This is a genomic window from Pseudomonas sp. SCPG-7 (assembly GCF_002156405.1).
Lineage (GTDB): Bacteria > Pseudomonadota > Gammaproteobacteria > Pseudomonadales > Pseudomonadaceae > Aquipseudomonas > Aquipseudomonas parakoreensis.
Window position 1 is genome coordinate 80,026 of the sequence record NZ_MVOO01000009.1, and the last position, 24,118, is coordinate 104,143.

General features: G+C 60.3%; 19 protein-coding genes and 2 tRNA genes. 17 read left to right on the forward strand and 4 right to left on the reverse strand.

Going from position 1 to position 24,118, the window contains the following annotated elements:
• The first annotated feature begins 78 nt into the window (after positions 1-78).
• The 9 genes from B1722_RS17705 to B1722_RS17745 all read left to right on the forward strand — a co-directional run bounded on the left by B1722_RS17705 (position 79) and on the right by B1722_RS17745 (position 9,349).
• Positions 79-155, forward strand: a tRNA-Met gene (locus B1722_RS17705).
• Positions 156-293: 138 nt separating this feature from the next.
• Positions 294-752: a ribosome maturation factor RimP gene (rimP, locus tag B1722_RS17710; RefSeq protein ID WP_007973115.1), complete on the forward strand. Its 459-nt coding sequence runs from the start codon at positions 294-296 to the stop codon at positions 750-752.
• A gap of 47 nt (positions 753-799) precedes the next feature.
• Positions 800-2,281, forward strand: coding sequence for a transcription termination factor NusA (nusA, locus tag B1722_RS17715; protein WP_003221546.1), 1,482 nt, complete (start codon positions 800-802; stop codon positions 2,279-2,281).
• 27 nt (positions 2,282-2,308) lie between these two features.
• The gene (infB, locus tag B1722_RS17720; protein ID WP_041066807.1) at positions 2,309-4,828 is read left to right on the forward strand and encodes a translation initiation factor IF-2; all 2,520 of its coding nucleotides are present in this window, start codon (positions 2,309-2,311) and stop codon (positions 4,826-4,828) included.
• 160 nt (positions 4,829-4,988) lie between these two features.
• Entirely contained in the window at positions 4,989-5,387 is a 399-nt protein-coding gene (rbfA, locus tag B1722_RS17725) for a 30S ribosome-binding factor RbfA (RefSeq protein ID WP_007961438.1), read from the forward strand.
• A gap of 4 nt (positions 5,388-5,391) precedes the next feature.
• A complete protein-coding gene (truB, locus tag B1722_RS17730) occupies positions 5,392-6,309 on the forward strand; it encodes a tRNA pseudouridine(55) synthase TruB (RefSeq protein ID WP_024011571.1) in 918 nt (305 codons plus the stop codon).
• 141 nt (positions 6,310-6,450) lie between these two features.
• Positions 6,451-6,720, forward strand: a complete 270-nt coding sequence (gene rpsO / locus B1722_RS17735; RefSeq protein ID WP_003221553.1) for a 30S ribosomal protein S15 — start codon at positions 6,451-6,453, stop codon at positions 6,718-6,720.
• A gap of 193 nt (positions 6,721-6,913) precedes the next feature.
• Positions 6,914-9,019, forward strand: a complete 2,106-nt coding sequence (gene pnp, locus B1722_RS17740; RefSeq protein ID WP_007961443.1) for a polyribonucleotide nucleotidyltransferase — start codon at positions 6,914-6,916, stop codon at positions 9,017-9,019.
• Between the two features lie 254 nt (positions 9,020-9,273).
• Positions 9,274-9,349, forward strand: a tRNA-Thr gene (locus B1722_RS17745).
• Between the two features lie 6 nt (positions 9,350-9,355).
• On the opposite strand, the gene B1722_RS17750 is transcribed toward B1722_RS17745, so the two are convergent.
• A complete protein-coding gene (locus B1722_RS17750) occupies positions 9,356-9,850 on the reverse strand; it encodes a hypothetical protein (protein WP_041066814.1) in 495 nt (164 codons plus the stop codon).
• A gap of 276 nt (positions 9,851-10,126) precedes the next feature.
• On the opposite strand from B1722_RS17750, the gene B1722_RS17755 reads away from it, so the two are divergent.
• Positions 10,127-10,426, forward strand: a complete 300-nt coding sequence (locus B1722_RS17755) for a DUF6388 family protein (protein ID WP_041066817.1) — start codon at positions 10,127-10,129, stop codon at positions 10,424-10,426.
• Between the two features lie 51 nt (positions 10,427-10,477).
• On the opposite strand, the gene nadC is transcribed toward B1722_RS17755, so the two are convergent.
• Entirely contained in the window at positions 10,478-11,326 is an 849-nt protein-coding gene (gene nadC, locus B1722_RS17760; protein WP_027610785.1) for a carboxylating nicotinate-nucleotide diphosphorylase, read from the reverse strand.
• A gap of 305 nt (positions 11,327-11,631) precedes the next feature.
• Here nadC and B1722_RS17765 point away from each other — a divergent pair, with 305 nt between their 5' ends.
• The 5 genes from B1722_RS17765 to B1722_RS17785 all read left to right on the forward strand — a co-directional run bounded on the left by B1722_RS17765 (position 11,632) and on the right by B1722_RS17785 (position 18,229).
• Positions 11,632-13,818, forward strand: a complete 2,187-nt coding sequence (locus tag B1722_RS17765; protein ID WP_041066820.1) for a DUF1631 domain-containing protein — start codon at positions 11,632-11,634, stop codon at positions 13,816-13,818.
• A gap of 64 nt (positions 13,819-13,882) precedes the next feature.
• A complete protein-coding gene (gene ampD, locus B1722_RS17770) occupies positions 13,883-14,443 on the forward strand; it encodes a 1,6-anhydro-N-acetylmuramyl-L-alanine amidase AmpD (RefSeq protein ID WP_041066823.1) in 561 nt (186 codons plus the stop codon).
• Positions 14,440-15,279 carry a regulatory signaling modulator protein AmpE gene (ampE, locus tag B1722_RS17775; protein WP_086793708.1) on the forward strand — a complete coding sequence of 280 codons (840 nt, stop codon included), beginning with the start codon at positions 14,440-14,442 and terminating at the stop codon, positions 15,277-15,279. Before ampD ends, ampE begins: the two co-directional genes overlap by 4 nt.
• Before the next feature lie 234 nt (positions 15,280-15,513).
• Complete coding sequence (locus B1722_RS17780) at positions 15,514-17,544, forward strand: methyl-accepting chemotaxis protein (RefSeq protein ID WP_086793710.1); 2,031 nt, start codon at positions 15,514-15,516, stop codon at positions 17,542-17,544.
• Positions 17,545-17,839: 295 nt separating this feature from the next.
• Entirely contained in the window at positions 17,840-18,229 is a 390-nt protein-coding gene (locus B1722_RS17785) for a hypothetical protein (RefSeq protein ID WP_086793712.1), read from the forward strand.
• Here B1722_RS17785 and B1722_RS17790 read toward each other — a convergent pair whose 3' ends face one another.
• Entirely contained in the window at positions 18,230-19,006 is a 777-nt protein-coding gene (locus tag B1722_RS17790; RefSeq protein WP_086793714.1) for a TatD family hydrolase, read from the reverse strand.
• A 3-nt stretch (positions 19,007-19,009) separates the two neighbouring features.
• Entirely contained in the window at positions 19,010-20,005 is a 996-nt protein-coding gene (gene cra / locus B1722_RS17795) for a catabolite repressor/activator (protein ID WP_041066838.1), read from the reverse strand.
• A gap of 306 nt (positions 20,006-20,311) precedes the next feature.
• Between cra and ptsP the strand changes: the two genes are divergently transcribed.
• Together ptsP and pfkB are read left to right on the forward strand one after the other, a co-directional pair.
• Entirely contained in the window at positions 20,312-23,173 is a 2,862-nt protein-coding gene (gene ptsP / locus B1722_RS17800) for a phosphoenolpyruvate--protein phosphotransferase (protein WP_086793716.1), read from the forward strand.
• On the forward strand, positions 23,173-24,114 hold the full coding sequence (pfkB, locus tag B1722_RS17805; protein ID WP_086793718.1) for a 1-phosphofructokinase: 942 nt from the start codon (positions 23,173-23,175) through the stop codon (positions 24,112-24,114). Before ptsP ends, pfkB begins: the two co-directional genes overlap by 1 nt.
• The last annotated feature ends 4 nt before the right edge of the window (positions 24,115-24,118 follow it).

The following is a 24,118-nucleotide window of genomic DNA, read 5'->3' on the forward strand; positions in this document are numbered from 1 at the left end:
TGTTGCGGGCTTTCTTGCAGGTGGAAGGTTACATTGACCCTATAAGGGATCGGTCGTATACTTCCGCCCCAGCTTTGTCGCGGGGTGGAGCAGTCTGGTAGCTCGTCGGGCTCATAACCCGAAGGTCGTCGGTTCAAATCCGGCCCCCGCAACCAGTTTAAGGAGCCCCTTTTCAGGGGCTTTTTGTTAGCTGGACACTTTCTACGCCGATGTTCGACGGCGTTTCAAGGATGGGCGTTTCGCCCATTTTTTTATTTTGCAGCGCATGCATTTACATGCACGAGGGGGTTCAGGTGTCGAGCAAGCTAGAAGAGTTGCAGGCCTTGTTGGCCCCGGTGGTCGTGGCCCTAGGCTATGAATGCTGGGGTATCGAGTTTTCGGCTCAAGGTCGTCACTCGATGTTGCGCGTTTATATCGATAAAGAGGGTGGCGTGCTGGTGGACGATTGCGCCATTGTCAGCCGTCAGATCAGCGGTGTCCTGGATGTTGAAGATCCGATCTCCGTTGAATACACCCTCGAAGTTTCCTCGCCTGGCATGGAACGCCCACTGTTCACTCTTGAGCAGTTTGCAAAATTTGCCGGTGAACAAGTGAAGATCAAGCTGCGCTCGCCTTTTGAGGGTCGACGCAACTTTCAGGGCCTTCTGCGCGGTGTAGAAGAACAGGACGTCGTGGTGCAGGTAGAAGACCATGAGTTCCTGTTGCCGATCGATATGATCGACAAGGCCAACATTATTCCCAGTTTTGACTGAGACGCGGATCCCGCGGATCCAATGGCTTGCGAAAGGCGAGGCGTACGATGAGCAAAGAAGTACTGCTGGTTGTTGAGTCGGTATCCAATGAAAAGGGTGTACCGGCAAGCGTGATTTTTGAAGCGCTGGAGCTGGCTCTGGCCACTGCTACCAAAAAGCGTTTTGAAGACGAAGTTGACCTGCGTGTGGAAATTAACCGCCACACCGGTTCCTACGAGACTTTCCGTCGCTGGACAGTCGTCGAAGAGAATGATCTCGACGATCCTGCGATCGAAACCTGGCCAAGCAAGGTTGCCGAAACGCATCCGGGCGCCAAGGTCGGCGACGTCGTCGAAGAAAAGATCGAATCCATCGAGTTCGGGCGCATTGCAGCACAGACCGCCAAACAGGTCATCGTGCAGAAAGTGCGTGAAGCCGAGCGCGCTCAAGTGGTCGACGCCTATCGCGAGCGCCTGGGAGAAATCATCTCCGGCACCGTGAAGAAAGTCACCCGCGACAACGTGATCGTCGATCTGGGCAACAACGCCGAAGCGTTGCTGGCCCGTGAAGACATCATTTCTCGCGAAACCTTCCGTGTCGGTGTGCGTCTGCGTGCACTGCTCAAGGAAATCCGCACCGAGAACCGCGGCCCGCAGTTGATCCTGTCGCGTACCGCGCCGGAAATGCTGATCGAGTTGTTCCGCATCGAAGTGCCGGAAATCGCCGAAGGCCTGATTGAAGTCATGGCGGCGTCCCGTGATCCGGGTTCGCGTGCCAAGATCGCTGTCCGTTCCAAGGACAAACGCATCGACCCGCAGGGCGCGTGCATCGGTATGCGCGGTTCGCGCGTCCAGGCCGTGTCGGGCGAGTTGGGTGGCGAGCGTGTCGATATCGTCCTGTGGGACGATAACCCGGCGCAGTTCGTGATCAATGCCATGTCGCCGGCAGAAGTGGCGGCCATTATCGTTGACGAGGATGCCCATGCAATGGACATCGCCGTTGGCGCAGACAACCTGGCTCAGGCCATCGGTCGAGGTGGTCAGAACGTGCGTCTGGCGAGCCAGTTGACTGGCTGGACCCTGAACGTGATGACCGAATCGGACATCCAGGCTAAGCAGCAAGCAGAAACCGGCGACATCTTGCGCAACTTCATCGACGAGCTGGAAGTCGACGAAGAGCTGGCTCAGGTGCTGGTAGATGAAGGCTTCACCAGCCTGGAAGAGATTGCCTACGTACCGTTGGAAGAAATGCTCAACATCGACGGCTTTGACGAAGACATCGTCAACGAGCTTCGCGCTCGTGCCAAGGATCGTTTGTTGACCAAAGCCATCGCTACTGAGGAAAAGCTGGCAGACGCCCATCCGGCCGAAGACCTGCTCTCGCTTGAGGGTATGGACAAGGATTTGGCGATGGAACTGGCGGTGCGCGGCGTAATTACCCGCGAAGACCTGGCCGAGCAGTCTATTGACGACCTGCTCGACATCGACGGCATTGACGATGATCGTGCCGGCAAGTTGATCATGGCCGCCCGAGCCCACTGGTTCGAGTAATTAGGCGCGGCCTGAGGAGAGAAGTGCATGACGCAAGTCACGGTGAAACAACTGGCCGATGAGGTCAAAACACCGGTAGAGCGCCTGTTGCAGCAGATGCGTGAGGCAGGTCTGCCGCACACCGCCGCCGAAGAACATGTGACTGACAGTGAGAAGCAATCCCTGCTGACTCACTTGAAAAGCAGCCACAAGGCGAAAGTGGAAGAACCACGCAAAATCACGCTGCAGCGTAAAACCACCAGCACCCTGCGTGTGGCTGGTAGCAAGAGCATCAGCGTAGAAGTTCGCAAGAAGAAGGTTTTCGTACAGCGTAGCCCGGAAGAAATCGAAGCCGAGCGCCAGCGTGAACTGGAAGAGCGTCGCGCAGTAGAAAATGCTGCCCGTCAGAAGGCTGAAGAAGAAGCCAAGCAGCGCGCTGAAGAAGAAGCGCGTCGCCAGCCTGCTGCTGCGCCGAGCGCTCCTGCCGAAGCTGTTGCAGCACCTGCGCCAGTCGCTGAACCTGTGCGCGAAGCCGCACCGGTTGTCGCTGCTGCGCCAGCTGCCGACACGCGCAAGCGTGACGAACAGCGCCGTCCGGACAAACCACGTGCCGACGATAACAGTCGTCGTGGCGGCGGCGATGGCGAGCGCAAAAACGCTCCGCATCGCGCATCGGTCAAAGAAAAAGCGCCGGCTCCACGAGTGGCGCCACGCACTACCGACGAAGAAAGCGATGGCTTCCGTCGTGGTGGTCGCGGCAAGGCCAAGCTGAAGAAGCGCAACGCTCACGGTTTCCAGAACCCTACCGGTCCTGTCGTGCGTGAAGTGAAGATCGGCGAGACCATCACTGTTGGCGATCTTGCCCAGCAGATGTCGGTCAAGGCTGCTGAAATCATCAAGTTCATGTTCAAACTGGGCACTCCAGCGACCATCAACCAGGTACTCGATCAGGAAACTGCTCAACTGGTAGCTGAAGAACTGGGCCACAAAGTGACCCTGGTCAGCGACACCGCCCTGGAAGATTCCCTGGCCGAGTCCCTGAAGTTTGAAGGCGAGGCAGTTTCCCGTGCGCCAGTCGTGACCGTAATGGGCCACGTTGACCACGGTAAGACTTCCCTGCTCGACTACATCCGTCGTGCCAAGGTAGCTGCAGGCGAAGCCGGCGGCATTACCCAGCACATCGGTGCATACCACGTTGAAACCGACCGTGGCATGGTGACGTTCCTCGACACCCCTGGTCACGCTGCGTTTACCGCAATGCGTGCCCGTGGTGCCAAGGCGACCGACATCGTGATCCTGGTCGTTGCGGCGGACGACGGCGTGATGCCGCAAACCATCGAGGCTGTTCAGCATGCTCAGGCGGCTGGCGTTCCCCTGGTGGTTGCGGTGAACAAGATCGACAAGCCAGGTGCCGACCTCGATCGCATCCGCAGCGAACTGTCGGTTCACGGCGTGACTTCCGAAGACTGGGGCGGCGACACGCCATTTGTACCGGTTTCGGCGAAAATGGGTACCGGCGTTGACGAACTGCTCGAAGCCGTTCTGCTGCAGGCCGAAGTGCTCGAACTGACCGCCACCCCATCGGCTCCTGGCCGTGGTGTTGTCGTCGAATCGCGTCTGGACAAGGGTCGTGGCCCGGTAGCCACTGTTCTGGTTCAGGACGGTACGCTGCGTCAAGGCGACATGGTGCTGGTCGGCTCGAACTATGGCCGCGTGCGCGCCATGCTCGACGAGAACGGCAAGCCAATCAAGGAAGCTGGTCCGGCCATTCCGGTCGAGATCCTGGGTCTTGACGGTACGCCGGACGCTGGCGACGAGATGAGCGTGGTTGCCGACGAGAAGAAAGCCCGTGAAGTGGCTCTGTTCCGTCAAGGCAAGTTCCGCGAAGTCAAACTGGCTCGCGCTCACGCCGGCAAGCTGGAAAACATCTTCGAAAACATGGGCCAGGAAGAGAAGAAGACGCTCAACATCGTCCTCAAATCCGACGTCCGTGGTTCGCTGGAAGCTTTGCAGGGCGCTCTGAACGGCCTGGGCAACGACGAAGTGCAAGTGCGCGTAGTCGGTGGCGGTGTCGGTGGTATCACCGAATCCGACGCCAACCTGGCACTGGCTTCCAACGCTGTACTGTTCGGCTTCAACGTGCGTGCCGATGCTGGCGCACGCAAGATCGTCGAGCAGGAAGGTCTGGACATGCGTTACTACAACGTGATCTACGACATCATCGAAGACGTCAAGAAAGCCCTGACCGGCATGCTCGGCAGCGATGTTCGCGAGAACATCCTGGGTGTGGCCGAAGTGCGTGACGTGTTCCGTTCGCCGAAGTTTGGCGCGATCGCCGGTTGCATGGTGATCGAAGGTGTTGTGCACCGTAACCGTCCGATCCGTGTACTGCGTGAAGACATCGTTATCTTCGAAGGCGAGCTGGAATCCCTGCGCCGCTTCAAGGATGACGCTTCCGAAGTACGTGCCGGCATGGAATGCGGTATCGGCGTGAAGAGCTACAACGACGTCAAAGTCGGTGACAAGATCGAAGTCTTCGAGAAGGTTCAGGTTGCTCGCAGCCTCTGACTCGCGCACTTCAAGGGCCACGCCGAGCCGCCGCATGCAGATGCGCGCCACGGCGTCAGGACTCTAAACGCAACGCCCGGTCTGGCTTTTGTCAGGCCGGGCGTTTGCCGCTTTCAGACCTTGCGGGTTTCACCGTAGGGCAGTAACAGGTAACAAAATCATGGCAAAAGAATACAGCCGTACCCAACGTATCGGCGATCAGATGCAGCGTGAGCTGGCCCAGCTGATCCGTCGTGAAGTCAAAGACCCGCGCGTCGGCCTGGTCACCATTACTGCTGTGGAAGTCAGCCGTGACGTCGGTCACGCGAAGATCTTCATCACCGTGATGGGGCAGGACAACGCCGAAGACATCGCGCAAAGCATCAAGGTGCTCAACGCTGCCGCAGGTTTCCTGCGCATGCAACTGGCTCGTGAAATGAAGCTGCGCAGCGTGCCGCAATTGCACTTCCACTACGACGAAAGCGTCGTGCGTGGCGCGCATCTGTCGGCCCTGATCGAGCGCGCCGTGGCTGAGGACAATCAGCACGTGGCTGCTGCACCTGAAGACACCAAGGAGTAATTCGGTGGCTCAGGTCAAACGTATCCGTCGTAACGTCAGCGGTATCATCCTGCTCGACAAGCCGCTGGGGTTCACCTCCAACGCCGCGTTGCAGAAGGTTCGCTGGTTGCTCAACGCCGAGAAGGCCGGTCACACCGGCAGCCTCGACCCGTTGGCCACCGGTGTATTGCCGCTGTGCTTTGGCGAAGCAACCAAGTTCTCGCAATACCTGCTCGATTCCGACAAGGGTTACGAAACCCTCGCGCAACTGGGCAAGACCACCACCACGGCGGACGCTGAGGGTGAGGTTTTGCAGGAGCGCCCGGTGACCGTTGGTCGCGCCGATGTCGAAGCGGTTCTGCCGAAATTTCGCGGGCAAATCAGTCAGATACCGCCGATGTACTCGGCACTCAAGCGTGATGGTCAGCCGCTGTACAAGCTGGCCCGTGCAGGCGAAGTAGTGGAGCGCGAACCGCGTTCTGTTACTATTGCGCGCTTGGAATTGCTGGCCTTCGAAGGCGATACTGCGCGTCTTGCGGTGGATTGCAGCAAGGGCACCTATATTCGCACTTTGGTGGAGGATATCGGTGAGCAACTCGGTTGTGGTGCGTACGTCGCTGAACTGCGTCGTACCCAGGCCGGGCCTTTCACCCTGGCGCAGACCGTGACCCTCGAAGAGCTGGAAGCGGTACATGCCGAAGGCGGCAACGAAGCGGTCGACCGTTTCCTGATGCCATCGGACAGCGGCCTGCAGGATTGGCCGCTGCTGCACTTCTCCGAAGCGAGTGCGTTCTACTGGCTCAACGGCCAGCCAGTACGTGCCCCGGATGCGCCGAAGTTCGGCATGGTACGGGTACAGGATCACAACGGTCGCTTCATCGGTATCGGTGAAGTGAGCGAAGACGGGCGCATCGCGCCGCGTCGACTGATTCGGTCAGAATGACCGGAAACCGGTCTGTGTAACAGCAGGCCGGCGAGTGTGGCTGTCAACAGGCACGGTCACTACTCATTTATAGATACAGGGATTTGTCCCTGGCCTGTTGAAACTGTTTTTGAAACAGTTTCCTGATAAAAGGATTGCCTCATGGCTCTCGACGTTCAAGAAAAAGCTCAAATCGTTGCCGACTACCAGCAAGCTGTTGGTGATACTGGTTCGCCAGAAGTGCAAGTTGCACTGCTGACCGCCAACATCAACAAACTGCAAGGTCACTTCAAGGCCAACGGTAAAGACCACCACTCCCGTCGTGGTCTGATCCGCATGGTAAACCAGCGTCGCAAGCTGCTGGACTACCTGAAAGGCAAGGATCTGAGCCGTTACAGCGCTCTGATCGGCCGCCTGGGTCTGCGTCGCTAATCAGCGATTGCGCTATGAGGTTGGTTGTCTGTCAGGCATCAGCGGTTTTCCGCTGGTGGCTGGCAGGCTCCCAGCCTCAAGTTTTATCTGCACTACCGTTTTACCCGGACAGTCAGCGGGCCGATTCCCGACATTGCCCAAGAATTTCGCAAGAAACCAGTTCCCCCAAGAGCCACAAAGAAGGTAGGACACCGTGAACCCGGTAATCAAAAAATTCCAGTTCGGTCAGTCGACCGTTACCCTCGAGACCGGCCGTATCGCCCGTCAGGCCTCCGGCGCAGTATTGGTCACCGTTGACGACGACGTCAGCGTATTGGTGACCGTAGTCGGTGCCAAGCAAGCCGATCCAGGCAAGGGTTTCTTCCCTCTGTCCGTTCATTACCAGGAAAAAACTTACGCTGCCGGTAAGATCCCTGGCGGTTTCTTCAAGCGTGAAGGCCGTCCTTCCGAGAAAGAAACCCTGACTTCCCGACTGATCGACCGTCCGATCCGTCCGCTGTTCCCAGAAGGTTTCATGAACGAAGTGCAGGTTGTCTGCACCGTCGTTTCCACTAGCAAGAAGACCGATCCGGACATCGCTGCGATGATCGGTACCTCGGCTGCCCTGGCCATCTCCGGTATTCCGTTCGACGGCCCGATCGGCGCCGCTCGCGTCGCTTTCCACGAAAGCACCGGCTACCTGCTGAACCCGACCTACGAGCAGCAAGCTGCTTCGAGCCTGGACATGGTCGTTGCCGGCACCTCCGACGCCGTACTGATGGTTGAATCGGAAGCCAAAGAGCTGACCGAAGACCAGATGCTGGGCGCGGTACTGTTTGCTCACGACGAGTTCCAGGTGGTGATCAACGCCGTCAAGGAACTGGCCGCTGAAGCTGCCAAGCCAACCTGGACCTGGGCGCCTGCTCCAGAAGCCACCGAACTGCTGGGCGCGATCCGTGCCGAGTTCGGCGAAGCGATCTCCCAGGCTTACACCATCACCGTCAAGGCTGACCGCTACGCACGTCTGGGCGAGCTGAAAGACCAGGTCGTTGCCAAGCTGTCCGGCGAAGAAGGCCAGCCTTCTGCTGCTGACGTCAAAGCCGCTTTCGGCGAAATCGAATACCGCACCGTTCGCGAAAACATCGTTAACGGCAAGCCACGTATCGACGGCCGCGACACCCGCACCGTACGTCCGCTGAACATCGAAGTCGGCGTTCTGCCTAAGACTCACGGTTCGGCGCTGTTCACCCGTGGCGAAACCCAGGCTCTGGTAGTCGCGACGCTGGGTACTGCCCGTGACGCACAGCTGCTGGACACCCTGGAAGGCGAGAAAAAAGACCCGTTCATGCTGCACTACAACTTCCCTCCGTTCTCGGTGGGCGAGTGTGGTCGCATGGGTGGCGCTGGTCGTCGTGAAATCGGTCACGGCCGTCTGGCCCGTCGTTCGGTTTCGGCCATGCTGCCAGCCGCTGACGTTTTCCCGTACACCATCCGTGTGGTTTCGGAAATCACCGAATCCAACGGTTCGAGCTCGATGGCTTCCGTTTGCGGCGCTTCCCTGGCCCTGATGGACGCTGGTGTGCCAATGAAGGCGCCGGTTGCCGGTATCGCCATGGGTCTGGTCAAAGAAGGCGAGAAATTCGCCGTCCTGACCGACATCCTGGGTGACGAAGACCACCTGGGCGACATGGACTTCAAAGTAGCCGGTACCGCCAAAGGCGTTACTGCGCTGCAGATGGACATCAAGATCAAGGGCATCACCGAAGAGATCATGGAAATCGCTCTGGGCCAGGCCCTGGAAGCGCGCCTGAACATCCTCGGCCAGATGAACCAGATCATCGGTCAGTCGCGTACCGAGCTGTCGGCCAACGCGCCGACCATGATCGCGATGAAGATCGATACCGACAAGATCCGTGACGTTATCGGTAAAGGTGGCGCGACCATCCGTGCGATCTGCGAAGAAACCAAGGCCTCGATCGACATCGAAGACGACGGTTCGATCAAGATCTTCGGCGAAACCAAGGATGCCGCAGAAGCTGCTCGCCAGCGCGTTCTGAGCATCACTGCAGAAGCTGAAATCGGCAAGATCTACGTCGGCAAGGTTGAGCGCATTGTCGACTTCGGCGCATTCGTCAACATCCTGCCGGGCAAGGACGGTCTGGTGCACATCTCGATGCTGAGCGACGCTCGCGTAGAGAAAGTCACCGACATCCTGAAAGAAGGCCAGGAAGTGGAAGTGCTGGTACTGGACGTGGACAACCGCGGCCGTATCAAGCTGTCCATCAAAGACGTGGCAGCGGCCAAGGCTTCGGGCGTTTAATCAGCCCCCAGCTTTAGCGCAATGAAAATGCCCCGCCGTGAAAACGGCGGGGCATTTTTTTGTCTGCCATAAACGCATTTGTGGCGAGGGCGCTTGCTCCCGCTCGGCTGCGCAGCAGTCGTAAAAAACAGCCTCAGAAAGCATGGGGTCGCTGCGCAACCCAGCGGGAGCAAGCTCCCTCGCCACAAGTGATAATCAGCAGAAACATGCTCAAATTTGCCGCAGCCCGAGACCGGTGCTAGGTTTAGCCCACCGCCCGTGTAGCTCAGCCGGTAGAGCAGCGCACTCGTAACGCGAAGGTCGCAGGTTCGATTCCTGTCTCGGGCACCACTTCCCTTATTTCACTTTGCGGCTCAGATCCTCGACGGTTCGTTTGAGTTGTTCCATGGCGCGATCCTGATCGTTGATTTTCTGCTTCAGGCTGGAAATCTCGCTGCTGGCGGAATTCGAGCTCGAGCCGCTGTTGCGCTTGAGGTCTTCGACCTGGCGTCCGAGGGTGTCCAGTTGCCGGTCCTGATCCTTGACCTTGCTCTTCAGGTCATCGATTTCCTTGCTGCTGGAATTCGAACTCGAACCGCTGCTGCGTTTGAGTTCTTCAATCTGACGTGACTGATCGCGGACGGTATCGCGGATCTTTTGCAGTTCATCAATGCTGATATCGCTTTTGATGACAACATCCTTGCCGTAGTCATTGTGAATCAGCGAAACCTTGTCGCCATAGGATGAGCTGCTGTTGCTCAATTCAAGCGCCATGGCGCTGGCCGGCAACAGCATGGCGGCGAGCAAGGCACTGGCAGACACAACGGAACAAATCTTCGAAAAGCTGCGCATCACTGGTTTTCCTTGTGAACAGCAAGAGTGAGTGCTGAAGTGGCACATCGCTATGACTCAAAATCCGGATTTATGTTCCGCAGGTCAAGTTTTTGTGCAAGAGATGTAAAGAGCCGTGTAATTCGTCATGCAAACGTCCTATATTCGGTGCCTGCATGAGCATCGCTTAGCAGTTTTCAGATGATCCCGAATGGTTCCGAAGGCCGGACAATCCGCGTCAGAGAGATCCTTGATGATCCAGATCCATCCTCCATTCTTACGATCAGCGAGAACGCCATGACCGAATTAACTCAAGAGCAACGTCACGAACAAGCGCTGGAGAAATACAAGCTCGACGCGCCCCAACTGCTGGAAGAGATCAAGGACCTGAGTCCTGATGAGCAGAAGGACCAGATCCAGTGGGCGTTCGAGGACGAAGCCGAGGCCCAGGGCTTGCAGCCGTGGGAGTTGACGCTCAAGTACACCAGCACCCCTGAAGAGTTTGAGGCCAAGCGTCTGGAACTGCACAAGGAGGCGGCCGAAGTGTTGGGCGTCGATTGGGAAGAGTACTGCGAGATGAACAATCTGGTGGTCTGAAACAAAAACGCCAGCCTTAACCGGGCTGGCGTTTTTTATGGCGTGAGGGCCTCAGAGGCTCAGACGCATCGACAGGTCCACTGCCTTCACATCCTTGGTCATCGCACCGATCGAGATGTAATCCACCCCGGTCTCGGCAATCGGCAGCAGCGTGCTTTCGTTGATGCCGCCACTGGCTTCCAGTTTGGCCTTGCCGCCGTTCAGGCGCACGGCTTCGCGCATGTCATCCAGGCTCAGCTCGTCGAGCATGATGATGTCGGCGCCGGCTGTCAGCGCTTCTTTCAGCTCTTCCAGACTCTCCACTTCGACTTCCACCGGTTTGCCCGGCGCGATCTTGTGCGCGGCGGCGATGGCCTGCGCAATGCCGCCGCTGGCGGCGATGTGGTTTTCCTTGATCAGGAACGCGTCGTAGAGGCCGATGCGGTGGTTGTGGCAGCCGCCGCAGGTCACTGCGTATTTCTGCGCCAGACGCAGGCCCGGCAGTGTCTTGCGGGTATCCAGCAGCTTGACCTGGGTCTGGGCCACGAAGTCCGCCAGGTACTGCGCACGCGTCGCCACGCCGGACAGCAGTTGCAGGAAGTTCAGCGCGCTGCGCTCGCCCGTCAGCAACGAACGCGCCGGGCCTTCCAGATGAAACAGCGGCTGATTGGGTTTGACCCGTTCGCCATCCCGCACCTGCCAATGCACCGCGACGCGCGGATCGAGCTGGCGAAACACCGTGTCGACCCACGCCGTGCCGCAGATGACGGCCTCATCGCGAGTAATAATGGTGGCTTTGGCCAGACGTTCGGCCGGGATCAGTTGCGCGGTGATGTCGCCGCTGCCGACGTCTTCGAGCAACGCGCGGCGCACGTTGGCTTCGATTTCGGCGGTCAGATCGGCGAGACGTAGATTCGGCATAACGGGCTCCACAAACTAAGTGCGCCGATTATAGGGGCATGGCGAGAGCCAACCCAAGGCGAGAACGCGCGTGGCAGACTGCAACTGGTCGATTTTCTGTGAGCAAAGCAGCGCTTCTCATGGTCACTGGAAGGTGTTGCAGGCATAGGGGAAACCCTGACGGCTATAGCGCCCGCGACAAGTTTTGCAAGATAATCCGCCTTGCATTTGACGTCATGGCTTTGACGCTGATGTGAGAGCAAGCCCGCTCCCACAGGGAATTGCGCGGTAACTGCCCAGTGGAATCACCGTTTCAGGAGGCTTGGATGCACAACGACGGGAATGTAGTGCCTTTGCACAAGGCCGCTACCGATCAGGCGAATCACTCGCCGCTCGCCCGCCTGCCTGTGATTCTGCTTCAGGTCCGCGACAAGGCGGCCCAGCAACTGCGCCACGGTTTGCAGGAGTTGTTCGATAACGCCGACGACACCCTGTTTGAAATGGCCGACCGGGCGCGCAACGATGTCGAACAGAACATCTTTTTCGAAGCCATGCGCGACCTGCGCCTCAAACGCAAAAACATCGAGCGCGGGTTTCTCGAACAATTTTTCGAAGCCTTCGTCGCCCTCATCCGGTACGACCCCGTTCAGCACACGTTGCCCGATTCGTTGATGTTCGAAGAGTCGGCACCGCGCACCGACGACATGGAGCGCAATGTAGCGGTCGAGACCATGGTCGGTCGGGTGCTCAAGCGTGACGGCTTTGCCCTCAATCAACTGACCGCGCGGCTCAACGTGTTGCTGGGCAAGAATTTCGACAACCAGCACAACCCGCTCGGGCCGACGATGCTCTGCGAGTTTTTTCTGCAAGCCGGGCGCAACCTGGGGGTGGAGATCAAGGTCAAGCTGATCTTGCTCAAACTGTTCGAACGCTACGTACTGGCCGACACCGAGCCGTTGTACGCCGAAGCCAATCAATTGCTGGTCGCCACTGGCGTGCTGCCCGAGTTGAAACCAGCACCTGCGCGTCGCGCGATCGAGCGTGCGGCAGCGAGCATCAGCAGCGAAGAAAGCGACGAGCCGGCTCCCGCCGACGAAGGTGTACAGGAAGTTTTCGCCGCGTTGCAGGAGTTGCTCCTGCACGTGCGCGGCAGCGTCGCGCCGACCCTGGAGCCGAGCGTCGCGACGCAGCCGATCAGTACCCGCGATCTGTTGCGCCTGCTCTCGCATCTGCAGCAATACGTCCCGGCGCTGGCGGCGCAGGATGACTTCGACCTGCGCAACCAGCTCGAACAATTGCTGACGCGGGTCAGCGTCAGGAGCGGCAAATCGCGCATCGTCGACGGTGCGGATGAAGACGTGATCAATCTGATTGCGATGGTCTTCGACTGCATCCTCGAAGACCCTAACCTGCCGGATTCGCTCAAGGCGTTGATCGCCCGTTTGCAGATTCCGATGCTCAAAGTGGCGGTGCTCGACAAAAGCTTCTTCAGCCGTGGCAGCCACCCGGCGCGACGCCTGCTCAATGAAATCGCCGATGCCGCCATGGGCTGGGGCGATTGCAGCGGCGAGGCGCGTGACAGTCTGTATCTGCGCATTGAACAAGTGGTGCAGCGCCTGCTCACCGAGTTCGTTGACGACCCGGCGATCTTCTCCGAATTGCTCGCAGACTTCCTCGCCTTCACCAGCGATGAGCGGCGGCGCAGCGAATTGCTTGAGCAGCGTTTGCGCGACGCCGAAGAAGGGCGAGCGAAAACCGAGTTGGCCCGGCAGCGGGTCGAGCAGGTGTTGAATCTGGCGCTGCTGGGGAAAGTCCTGCCGCCTTCGGTGGTAATGTTCGTGCGTGATGCGTGGAGCAAAGTGTTGCTGCTGACGTGCCTCAAGCATGGCGACCAGTCGGCTGAATGGCAGGCCGATGTACAGACCATGGAACAATTGATCTGGAGCGTGCAGCGTCATGACGAGGCGGACGCCGGTCTGCGATTGCTGGCGCTGGTGCCCGGTTTGCTCAAATCATTGCGTGATGGCCTGAGCAGTTCGGCGTTCGATCCGTTCGCCACCAGCGAATTTTTCAGCGAGCTGGAAGCGTTGCATGTGCGGGTGCTTGAGCCCTCATCCGAGCCGCCGCCGGCCGATGCGCCGGCGCTGGTTGAAGTGTCGCAGCACATTACCCTGCGCAGCGCTGATGAGGGCGCGATCGGCCTGAATGCCAGTGGCCTGGCGCATGACGACCCCGGCCTGCGTCAGGTGGAGCAACTGCGTCTGGGCAGTTGGGTCGCCTTTCAGGAAGACGACGAGCACAGCCTGCGCTGCAAGCTCGCGGCGGTCATCGAAGCCACCGGCAAATACGTGTTTGTCGATCGTACCGGGATGAAAGTGCTGGAGCGCAGCCGCATCGACCTGGCCCTTGAATTCCGCCGGGGCGCGGTGCGGGCGCTGGATGACACCTTGCTGTTTGATCGGGCGCTGGAGTCGGTGCTCGGCAATCTGCGGCGCCTCAATCGCGGCAAGTGATCGCGCGCCGGGGGCCGATCACGGCATACTGGGCGCCAACACAGTCGGCGTTGAAGGAATCGGTATGCAGTTGGATCCCGCTAGCGGGTGGTGTCACGGGGTGCAGGTCTGCCCATCGCCCAACTTCAATGAACGCCCTGCGGGCGAAATCTCCCTGTTGGTGATCCACAACATCAGCCTGCCGCCGGCGCAGTTCGCCACCGGCAAGGTGCAGGAATTTTTCCAGAATCGTCTGGATGTCACCGAGCATCCCTATTTTGCAGGGATTGCCGACTTGCGCGTCTCGGCGCATTTTCTGATCGAACGTGACGGCCGCGTCACCCAGTTTGTCTCCTGTCTGGAGCGGGCGTGGCATGCGGGCGTGTCGATGTTCGAAGGCCGGGAAACCTGTAACGATTTTTCCGTGGGCATCGAGCTCGAAGGCACCGATGATCTGCCCTTTACCGATGCGCAGTATCAGGCGCTGATCACGCTGACGCGTCAGCTGCAAACCGCATTTCCGGCCATCACCGGCGCCCGTATCTGCGGGCACAGCGACATCGCACCCGGGCGCAAGACCGATCCTGGCCCGGCATTCGACTGGGCGCGTTACCGCGCAGCCCTGGCACAAGAGGAAGGACAATGAGTTTTCTGGTGTTACTGCTGGCGGTCTGGATCGAGAAGTTCTCGGCCTTGCGCCATCGGGTTCAACGCGATGGCGGATGGATCCGCGAGCTGCACAAACTCGAAAGCAGCCCACGATTATCGAATCGACCGTGGCTGGTGCTGACCATTCTGGTGTTGCTGCCGGTGGCGCTGCTCGGCTTGTTGCTGCTGGTACTGGAACCCGTCGCGTACGGCTTGTTGGCCTTGCCGGTGCATTTGGTGGTGGTGATTTACGCCTTGGGCCGCGGTGATCTGCTCGGAGGGCTCGGGCCGTTCCGTGACGCCTGGCGGCGTGAAGACCTGCAAGCGGCCGCGCATGTGGCCAAGCGTGATCTGGATATCTGTGCCGACAGCGGTGAGCAATTGCTGGAACAGGTCCAGAGTCACTTGCTGTGGCAGGCCTATCAGAGCTTCTTCGCGCTGATTTTCTGGTACTTCGTGCTCGGTCCGGTCGCGGCGCTGGCTTATCGCTTACTGGCATTGGCGGAAGAAAACAGCCAGAACCCGGCGCTCGCCGAACGTGCCGGCCAGTTACGTCACGCCTTTGACTGGTTGCCGGTGCGCCTGCTGGCTGCCAGCCTTGCACTGGTCGGCAACTTCGTCGCGGTCAGCCGGGTGATGTTGCACGAGCTGTTGAACTGGAACATCAGCGCCGCGCATCTGATCAACAAGGTCGGCCTGGCAGCAGGCGAGATCCCGCCGCCGGTGGTCGGCCCTGAAGGTATCAATACCCTCGATTGCCTGTGGGAACTGCTGCTGCGCGCGGCGGTGCTGTGGTATGCCGGGTTTGCCTTGTGGACGGTGCTGATTCACTAAGAAATCCAAGTAAACACTTTGTGGCGAGGGAGCTTGCTCCCGCTGGGTGGCTTCGCCACCCAGCGGGAGCAAGCTCCCTCGCCACAGTGGTCTTTGTCTCGCCCTGAAGTCGTTAACCTTAAGTTACAAAACCTCCCGCCGATTTGAGCTATACAGAGACAGCGCCCGATAGTGGCTATCTGCTTTCGCCCCGCGCCTGCCAATAAAAACAAGAAAAACCAAGGGAGACTTCCAGTGAAGAGCTTGCTCTATCCCGCCGTCTCGCTGATGAACCGTCTGAGCTTCGGCATGAAGTTCAGCCTGATCAGCGTGCTGTTCCTGGTGCCGATGCTGGTGACCAATTTCTACCTGGTGCGCGATTCCTACCGCGAATTCCAGGGCACCCGGGTCGAATTGCAGAGCCTCGATCTGCTGGGCAGCAGCCTGAGCCTGCGCCGGGATCTGGAAACGCTGAATAATCTGGTGCAGATCAACGTTGTCCTCGGGCAGTCCGGCAAGGCCGACAACCTCGAGGCGCAGATCAGCAGCCTGGAGCAAGCCGTGCTGGCGCGCTTGCAAGGTCTGCAGGCGATGACCGACGATCCCGAACAGATCAAACTGTTCGACGGCAAACGCGATGAGATGATCAGCGCGTTCAAGGCCCAACAGGTGGAAAGCTCCCTGCAAAGCAAAAGCGCAATGATCGGCAAGCTGCTCGGCAACGCGCAGATTTTCAGCCAGATCATCGCCAGTCAGGCCGGTTTGAGCCGTGACAACCAGAGCGACATCCGCCAGCTCAGCGAGCTGCTCACCACTATCACTCCGGCTGTGACGCAGACTCTCGGCGAAGGTCGGGCCATCGGTTCGTATTCGTTGGGGCAGGGTTTTCTCAACAGTTCGTCGAGCAGCCGTTTCGACGAGTTGCTGGCGCAGATCGAAAAGCTCCAGGCTGAATACGCGCTGAAACTGGCAGACGCCCTCGACTCCAGCCAGGCTGCGCGCGCCAGCCTCAGTGTGCCGTCCGACAGCAGCAAGACCTCGCTCAAACAGGCCAGTGAACTGTTTGAAGCAAAAGTCGTGGTGGCTGAGACCCTCGATACTCCGTGGCAGACGTTTTACGACCAAGTCACCGGGCTGATGGCGCAGACCTACCAGCTCAATGACGCGACCTTGAAATTTCTCGATACCCAACTGCAACAGCGCCTGGCGCAAAACCGCACGCACATGGTGTTGCAGGCGGTGGCGTTGTCAGTGGTGTTCGTGCTGATTTTCTATCTCTACGCGGGTTTCTACGCCTCGACCCGCACCACGCTCAAGCGTTTGGGCGCGATGATGGACAAGGTCGCGGCCGGTGACATGACGGTCAATTTCAAGGCCAGCAGCCGCGATGAACTCGGCGAGCTGGGTGAGGTGTTCAACGGCACCGTAAGGAAGATCCACGACCTGATCGAACGGGTCGGCCATACGGTGGCCGAGGTCGAGCGCCAGGCCGGGCAGGTGGAAAATGTCTCCGCGCAAAGCAATCAGGCGGTGGCCGGGCAGCGCACGCAGATCGAGCAAGTGGCGACCGCGATGAATCAGATGTCGGCGACCTCGCTGGAAGTTGCACGCAGCGCGGCGGCAGCGGTGAGCAGTGCGCACAGCGTCAACGATGAAACCGTCAGCGGCCGCACACTGGTGGAGTCGCAGCAGGGCAGCATTGCCGCGCTGGCCAGCGAGATCGACCAATCGGTGCTGGTGATCAATCAGTTGGCCAGCGACAGCCAGTCGATCAGCCGCGTGCTGGAAGTGATCAAGAGCATTGCCGAGCAGACCAATCTGCTGGCGCTTAACGCGGCCATCGAAGCGGCCCGTGCCGGCGAGCAGGGCCGTGGCTTCGCCGTGGTGGCAGATGAAGTGCGTACGTTGGCCAAGCGCACTCAGCAATCGACCGAAGAAATCGAACAGATGATCGCCAAACTGCATGGCGGCGTCGGCGCGGCGGTGAAAGCCATGGGCGTCAGCCATCAGATGGCCAACGGCACGGTCGGGCAGTCGGAAAAGGTCCAGCAGGCATTGGAAAACATCCTGGGGGCGGTAGGCATGATCGTCGATCAGAACCAGCAGATCGCCGCTGCCGTGGAGCAGCAGACCGCCGTCGCGCATGACATCGACCAGAACATCGTCGAGATCAACCGCGCCGGTGAACGCACGGCCCAAGGTGCGCATCAGACCGAGGACGCCAGCCGGGCATTGTCGGCGCAGGTGGTGGAACTCAAACAGCTGATCAGTGCGTTCCGCGTCTGAATCCTGCCGCGCCCCCTTGGCAGAAAACCTGTAGGGAGGGGATTCATCCCCGATGGGACGCGCAGCGTCCCGCCCCAAGCCTGTAAGTGATCAGGGACCGCTGCGCAGTCCATCGGGTATGAATCCCCTCACTACATGCTCATTCCAACAGGGGGAGCAGGGCAGATGTCAGAACATTTTGTAATGCATTGATACTTACGCGTGTAAGCCAATTCCTGTTTTCTTTCGACGGCTGGCTTTTCGTCATTAATGAGCCAGTATCCGAGTTCCGCTGATTGCGTCGAGGAGGCCGCTCATGTCCGTTGCAACCCTGGGAATCCAGGGCCGTTGTGCTCATTGCCAGACCCTACAGGTACTCAAACCCTGGCAACTCAACGCCATCGCAATCAACGAACCGTTCACCTGCGCACACTGCGAGAAAGCACTGGAGCTGCGCTGCCCTAAACAGATCAAACGCTTCAAGTCCCTCGATTCGCTGGGATTGCTGCGCTTCAGCGCGTCGGTAACCGTGTGCACTGCGCTGCTGGTGGCGTTGGTCATGGAATGGATCGGGCTGCTCAGCGTGACTGAACAGTTGAATGCGTCGTTAATTGTGATTTTTATCTACTTCGCACTGGCACGCTTTGTCCGTCAACGTCAGCACATGACCTTGATTCTCGAAGCGGCCAAGGCCCACGGCGACTGATTACCAACCGAACACTTCGCAGCTGTTGGCAGTGCTGGCGGCGGCCAATTGTTCCGGGCTGATGTTCATCAACTCGGCGAGCGCCGCACAGATCGCCGGCAAGTGTGCCGGTGTATTGCGTACGCCGGGAAACATCGCCGGCGCCATGTCCGGTGAGTCGGTTTCCAGCACGATCGACGCCAGCGGCAGATCCGCCAGCACGCGATGCATGCGCAACGCCTGCGGCCAGGTTGGCGCGCCGCCCAGCCCCAGTTTGAAACCGAGTTTGATGTATTCGCGTGCCTCTTCGCGGCTGCCGGCGAAGGCGTGGATGATCCCGGCGCGTTTGAGCTTGAAGCGCTTGAGCGTGGCGATTACGGCTGCGTGGCTGCGGCGGACGTGGATCAGCGCCGGCAAATCGAAGTCTGCCGCCAGTTGCAGTTGCGCGTCGAACAGCGCTTGCTGGCGTTCGCGGTCGAGGGTTTCGATGAAGTAATCCAGACCGATCTCGCCCACCGCACACAGTTGCCGATGGCCGCGCAGCCGCGTCAGCCAGTCGCCGAGTGCGCGCAGGTCTTCGGGTCGATGCTGATCGAGGTACACCGGATGCAGACCGAACGCTGCATACAAGTCGGCATCGCTCTGCACCAGCTCCCACAGCCGTTGCCAATTGCCCTGATAAACCCCCAGCACCACCATCCGCCGCACGCCGAGAGCGCGGCTTTCGGCGAGCAACGCCGCGCGATCGGCGTCGAAGTCGGGGAAGTCGAGGTGGGTGTGGCTGTCGATCAGCTCCACGGCTCAGTCCCGGTGAATGCGCTGCTTGAAGGTCCGCGCGATGGCCTGCACGCCAGGCTTGTATTCGGCTTGCTCAACCGCAGCCAACGCCAGTTCCAGCGCCTTGTCGGCGATCAACTGGTGCTGCTGGGCCATGGCGTTGACCGGCAATGGCAGGAAGTCGAGCAACTGCGTGTCACCGAAGGTGCCCAGGCGCAGCGGACGGGATTTGAGCGGGAAGTCATGCAGCGCATCGAACACGCCCTGCAGCAGCACGTAGGAGGTGGTCACCAGTGCATCCGGCAAATGCCCCAGACGTTGCAGGAGTTCTTCCATCAGTTGCTTGCCGCATTCGCGGCTGAAGGACTCGGCGTGCTCGATCAGCACTTCGCCTTTGAAGTCGAGCAGTGCCTGCTTGAAGCCGGCCGCACGTTCCTGACTGATGCTCAGCTCCGGACGTGCGCCGAGCAGCACGATCTGCTTTGGCTGCGGGGCGAGCAGGCTCTGAGTCAGGTGCAGGCTGGCTTCGCGGTCGTCACTGATCACCGAGCAGAAGTGCTCGGGTTCCATGACCCGGTCGATGGCGATGATCGGCAGACCCTTGGCCTGCAACTGGCGATAGCTGTCGTCACCGGCCGGCAGGCAACTGGCGACAATCAGCGCATCGCAGCGGCGCGCCTTGAACAGTTGCAGCAACTGGCGCTCGCTGTCCGGCGCGTCGTCGGAGCTGGCGATCAGCAACTGATAACCCCGCGCCCGCGCGCCTTGCTCGAGCAGTTTGGCGATCCGCGCATAACTGGGGTTTTCCAGATCCGGCAGAATAAAGCCCAACGTGCGCGTGTGCCGACTGCGCAACCCGGCCGCTTGTGGATTGGGGGTGAAGCCGTGCTGTTCGACGACCGCACGCACCCGCTCGACCGTGGCGTTGCTGATGCGTTGCTGTTCGGCCTTGCCGTTGATGACGTAGCTGGCGGTGGTCACGGACACTCCGGCCAACCGCGCGATATCACTGAGTTTCAACCCGGTATTTCCTTGTTTTTTCGAGCTTGCCGCGACATTTTCGCCAATCCTACCCGATTCAGGCAGACGACTATTGTCGCAGCGCATCCGACAAGTTGGACTTCAAGGATGAGACATTATCGAGTAACGTGCCGATCAATCTAGATTAAACGTTTCAGCAAGCGTATTTTCTACGTTTTAGACGCCTTTGGCCGGTTCTGCCGTGAAACCGCCAAAACGCCCGCTGAAAAGCAGGCTGACCAGCGCCTAAGCTGTGACCATTCAAAACAATATCCTGGCGCATCCATGTGCCAAAAAGGAGATCGCATGCTCGAGCTCACTATAGAGCAGATATCCATGGGCCAATCGGCTGTGGATAAACCCGCCGCCCTGCAATTGCTCGCCAATCATCTGGTGGCCGATGGCCTGGTCGCCGACGGTTACCTCGCCGGCTTGCAGGCCCGGGAAGCCCAGGGCTCGACCTTTCTCGGCCAGGGTATTGCCATCCCCCACGGTACGCCGGAGACCCGCGATCAGGTGTTCGCCACTGGCGTGCGGCTGATGCAGTTTCCCGAGGGCGTGGATTGGGGTGATGGCCAGATCGTGTATCTGGCGATCGGTATCGCTGCCAAATCCGACGAACACCTGCGCCTGCTGCAACTGCTGACCCGCGCCCTCGGCGAGACCGATCTGGGCCAGGCCCTGCGTCGCGCCAGCTCCCCGCAAGCGTTGCTGAAACTGCTGCAAGGTGCGCCGCAGGAACTGGCGCTGGATGCGCAGATGATCGGCCTCGGGGTGTCGGCTGACGATTTCGAAGAACTGGTCTGGCGTGGCGCGCGTCTGCTGCGGCAGGCCGATTGTGTGAGCAACGGATTTGCCGGCGTGCTGCAACAAGTCGAAGCGCTGCCGCTGGGCGATGGCCTGTGGTGGCTGCACAGCGAGCAGACCGTGAAGCGCCCGGGCCTGGCCTTCGTCACCCCGGACAAGCCGATGCGTTACCTCGGCCAGCCACTGAGCGGTCTGTTCTGCCTAGCCAGTTTGGGTGAGGCGCATCAGGCGCTGCTCGAACGTCTGTGCGCGTTGTTGATTGAAGGTCGCGGCCATGAGCTGGGCCGTGCCACCAGCAGCCGCAAAGTCCTCGAAGTGCTCGGTGGCGAACTGCCCGCCGATTGGCCGAGCGCGCGAATTGCGCTGGCCAATGCCCACGGTCTGCATGCACGTCCGGCGAAGATCCTTGCGCAACTGGCGAAGAGTTTTGACGGCGAAATCCGTGTGCGCATCGTCGACAGCGCGGACAGCGCCGTGTCGGTGAAAAGCCTGAGCAAACTGCTGAGCCTCGGTGCGCGGCGTGGTCAGGTGCTGGAGTTGATCGGCGAGCCGAGCATCGCCGCCGATGCCTTGCCTGCATTGCTGGCCGCTATCGAAGAAGGCCTCGGTGAAGAAGTCGAACCGCTGCCGGCCGTGAGCCAGCAACGCGAAGTCATCACCGATATTGCCGAGGTGCTGATCGCCCCGGCGTCCGGCGCGCAGTTGCAGGCGATCCCTGCCGCGCCGGGCATCGCCATTGGACCTGCGCACATTCAGGTGCAGCAAGCCATTGATTACCCGTTGCGCGGCGAGTCCGCCGCGATCGAGCGCGAACGCCTCAAGCAAGCGCTGAGCGACGTGCGCCGTGACATTCAGGGCCTGATCGAACGCAGCAAGGCCAAGGCCATCCGCGAGATCTTTATCACCCACCAGGAAATGCTCGACGACCCGGAACTGACCGACGAAGTCGACACTCGCCTCAAGCAAGGCGAAAGCGCCGAAGCGGCGTGGATGGCGGTGATCGAAGCGGCAGCCAGACAACAGGAATTGCTGCAGGACGCGTTGCTCGCCGAGCGGGCGGCGGATCTGCGTGATATCGGTCGCCGGGTGCTGGCGCAACTCTGCGGCGTACAGACGCCGAACGAGCCGGAGCAACCGTACATTCTGGTGATGGATGAGGTCGGCCCGTCGGACGTGGCGCGACTCGATCCGGCTCGAGTAGCCGGGATTCTCACCGCGCGTGGTGGCGCCACGGCGCACAGTGCAATCGTCGCTCGTGCATTGGGTATTCCGGCGCTGGTCGGTGCGGGTGCAGCAGTGTTATTGCTGGAACCCGGCACGCCGCTGCTGCTCGACGGCCAGCGCGGTCGCCTGCACGTCGACGCCGATGCCGCGACCCTGCAACGTGCCGCCGAGGAACGCGACACCCGTGAGCAGCGCCTCAAGGCTGCCGCCGAACAACGGCATCAACCGGCGCACACCAGCGACGGTCACGCCGTGGAAGTGTTCGCCAACATCGGTGAAAGCGCCGGCGTTACCGCTGCGGTCGAGCAGGGCGCCGAAGGTATTGGCCTGCTGCGCACCGAGCTGATTTTCATGGCCCACCCGCAGGCACCGGACGAAGCCACTCAGGAAGCCGAATACCGCCGCGTTCTTGATGGCCTCGCCGGTCGGCCGCTGGTGGTGCGCACCCTTGATGTCGGTGGCGACAAACCGCTGCCGTATTGGCCGATCGCCAAGGAAGAAAACCCGTTCCTCGGCGTGCGTGGCATTCGCCTGACGCTGCAGCGTCCGCAGGTCATGGAAGCGCAGTTGCGCGCCTTGCTGCGTTCGGCGGACAACCGGCCGTTGCGGATCATGTTCCCGATGGTCGGCAGTGTTGAAGAGTGGCGTCAGGCCCGCGACATGACCGAGCGTCTGCGCCTGGAAATCCCGGTCGCTGATCTGCAACTGGGGATCATGATCGAAGTACCGTCAGCGGCCTTGCTGGCGCCGGTATTGGCCAAGGAAGTCGACTTTTTCAGCGTCGGCACCAACGACCTGACGCAATACACCCTGGCCATCGACCGTGGTCATCCGACGCTTTCGGCCCAGGCTGACGGCCTGCACCCGGCGGTGCTGCAACTGATCGACATCACCGTGCGCGCGGCGCATGCCCATGGCAAATGGGTCGGTGTGTGCGGCGAACTGGCGGCGGATCCGCTGGCGGTGCCGGTGCTGGTCGGCCTCGGTGTCGATGAGCTGAGCGTGTCCGGGCGCAGCATCGCCGAGGTCAAGGCGCGCATCCGCGAACTCAGCCTGAACCAGGCGCAAACCCTTGCTCAACACGCCCTCACCGTGGGCAGCGCGAACGAAGTGCGTGCATTAGTGGAGGCCCTGTAATGGCCAAGATTCTCACCCTGACCCTCAACCCGGCGCTGGACCTCACAGTCGAGCTGCCACGCCTGGAGGCCGGTCAGGTCAACCGCAGCGACGAGATGCACACCCACGCCGCCGGCAAAGGCGTGAACGTCGCGCAAGTGCTGGCGGATCTCGGGCATCAACTGACGGTCAGCGGCTTTCTCGGCGAAGACAATCTGCAAGCCTTCGAAACCCTGTTCGCCAAGCGCGGCTTTGTCGATGCGTTCATTCGCGTGCCGGGGGAGACGCGCAGCAACATCAAGGTCGCCGAGCACGACGGGCGCATCACCGACATCAACGGTCCGGGGCCAGTGGTCGATGCGGCAGCGCAGCAGGCGTTGCTTGAGCGTCTGCTGCGGATCGCTCCGGGGCATGATGCGGTGGTGGTCGCCGGCAGTCTGCCGCGTGGCGTCAGCGCGCAGTGGTTGCGCGAGTTGATCGAACGCCTGAACGGCCTCGGCCTGAAAGTCGCCCTCGACAGCAGCGGCGAAGCCTTGCGCGCGGCCATTGAAGCGCGCCCGTGGCTGATCAAACCGAACACCGAAGAACTCGCAGATGCGCTCGATTGCGATGTGGTTTCGCACGCCGCCGAAGCCCAGGCAGCGGCGTGCCTGCATGCCAAAGGCATCGAGCACGTGGTGATCTCCCACGGTGCCGACGGTGTGAACTGGTTCAGTGTCGGCTCGGCACTGCATGCCACGCCGCCGAAGGTTACGGTTGCCAGCACGGTAGGGGCCGGCGATTCGCTGCTGGCCGGCATGCTCCACGGTCTGCTCAGTGCCGACACGCCCGAGCAGACTCTGCGCACCGCCACGGCGATTGCCGCGATGGCGGTGACCCAGATCGGTTTCGGCATCAACGATGCGGCGCAACTGGCGCGGCTCGAACAGGGCGTGCGCGTGCGTCCCCTGACAGAACAATAAGAGG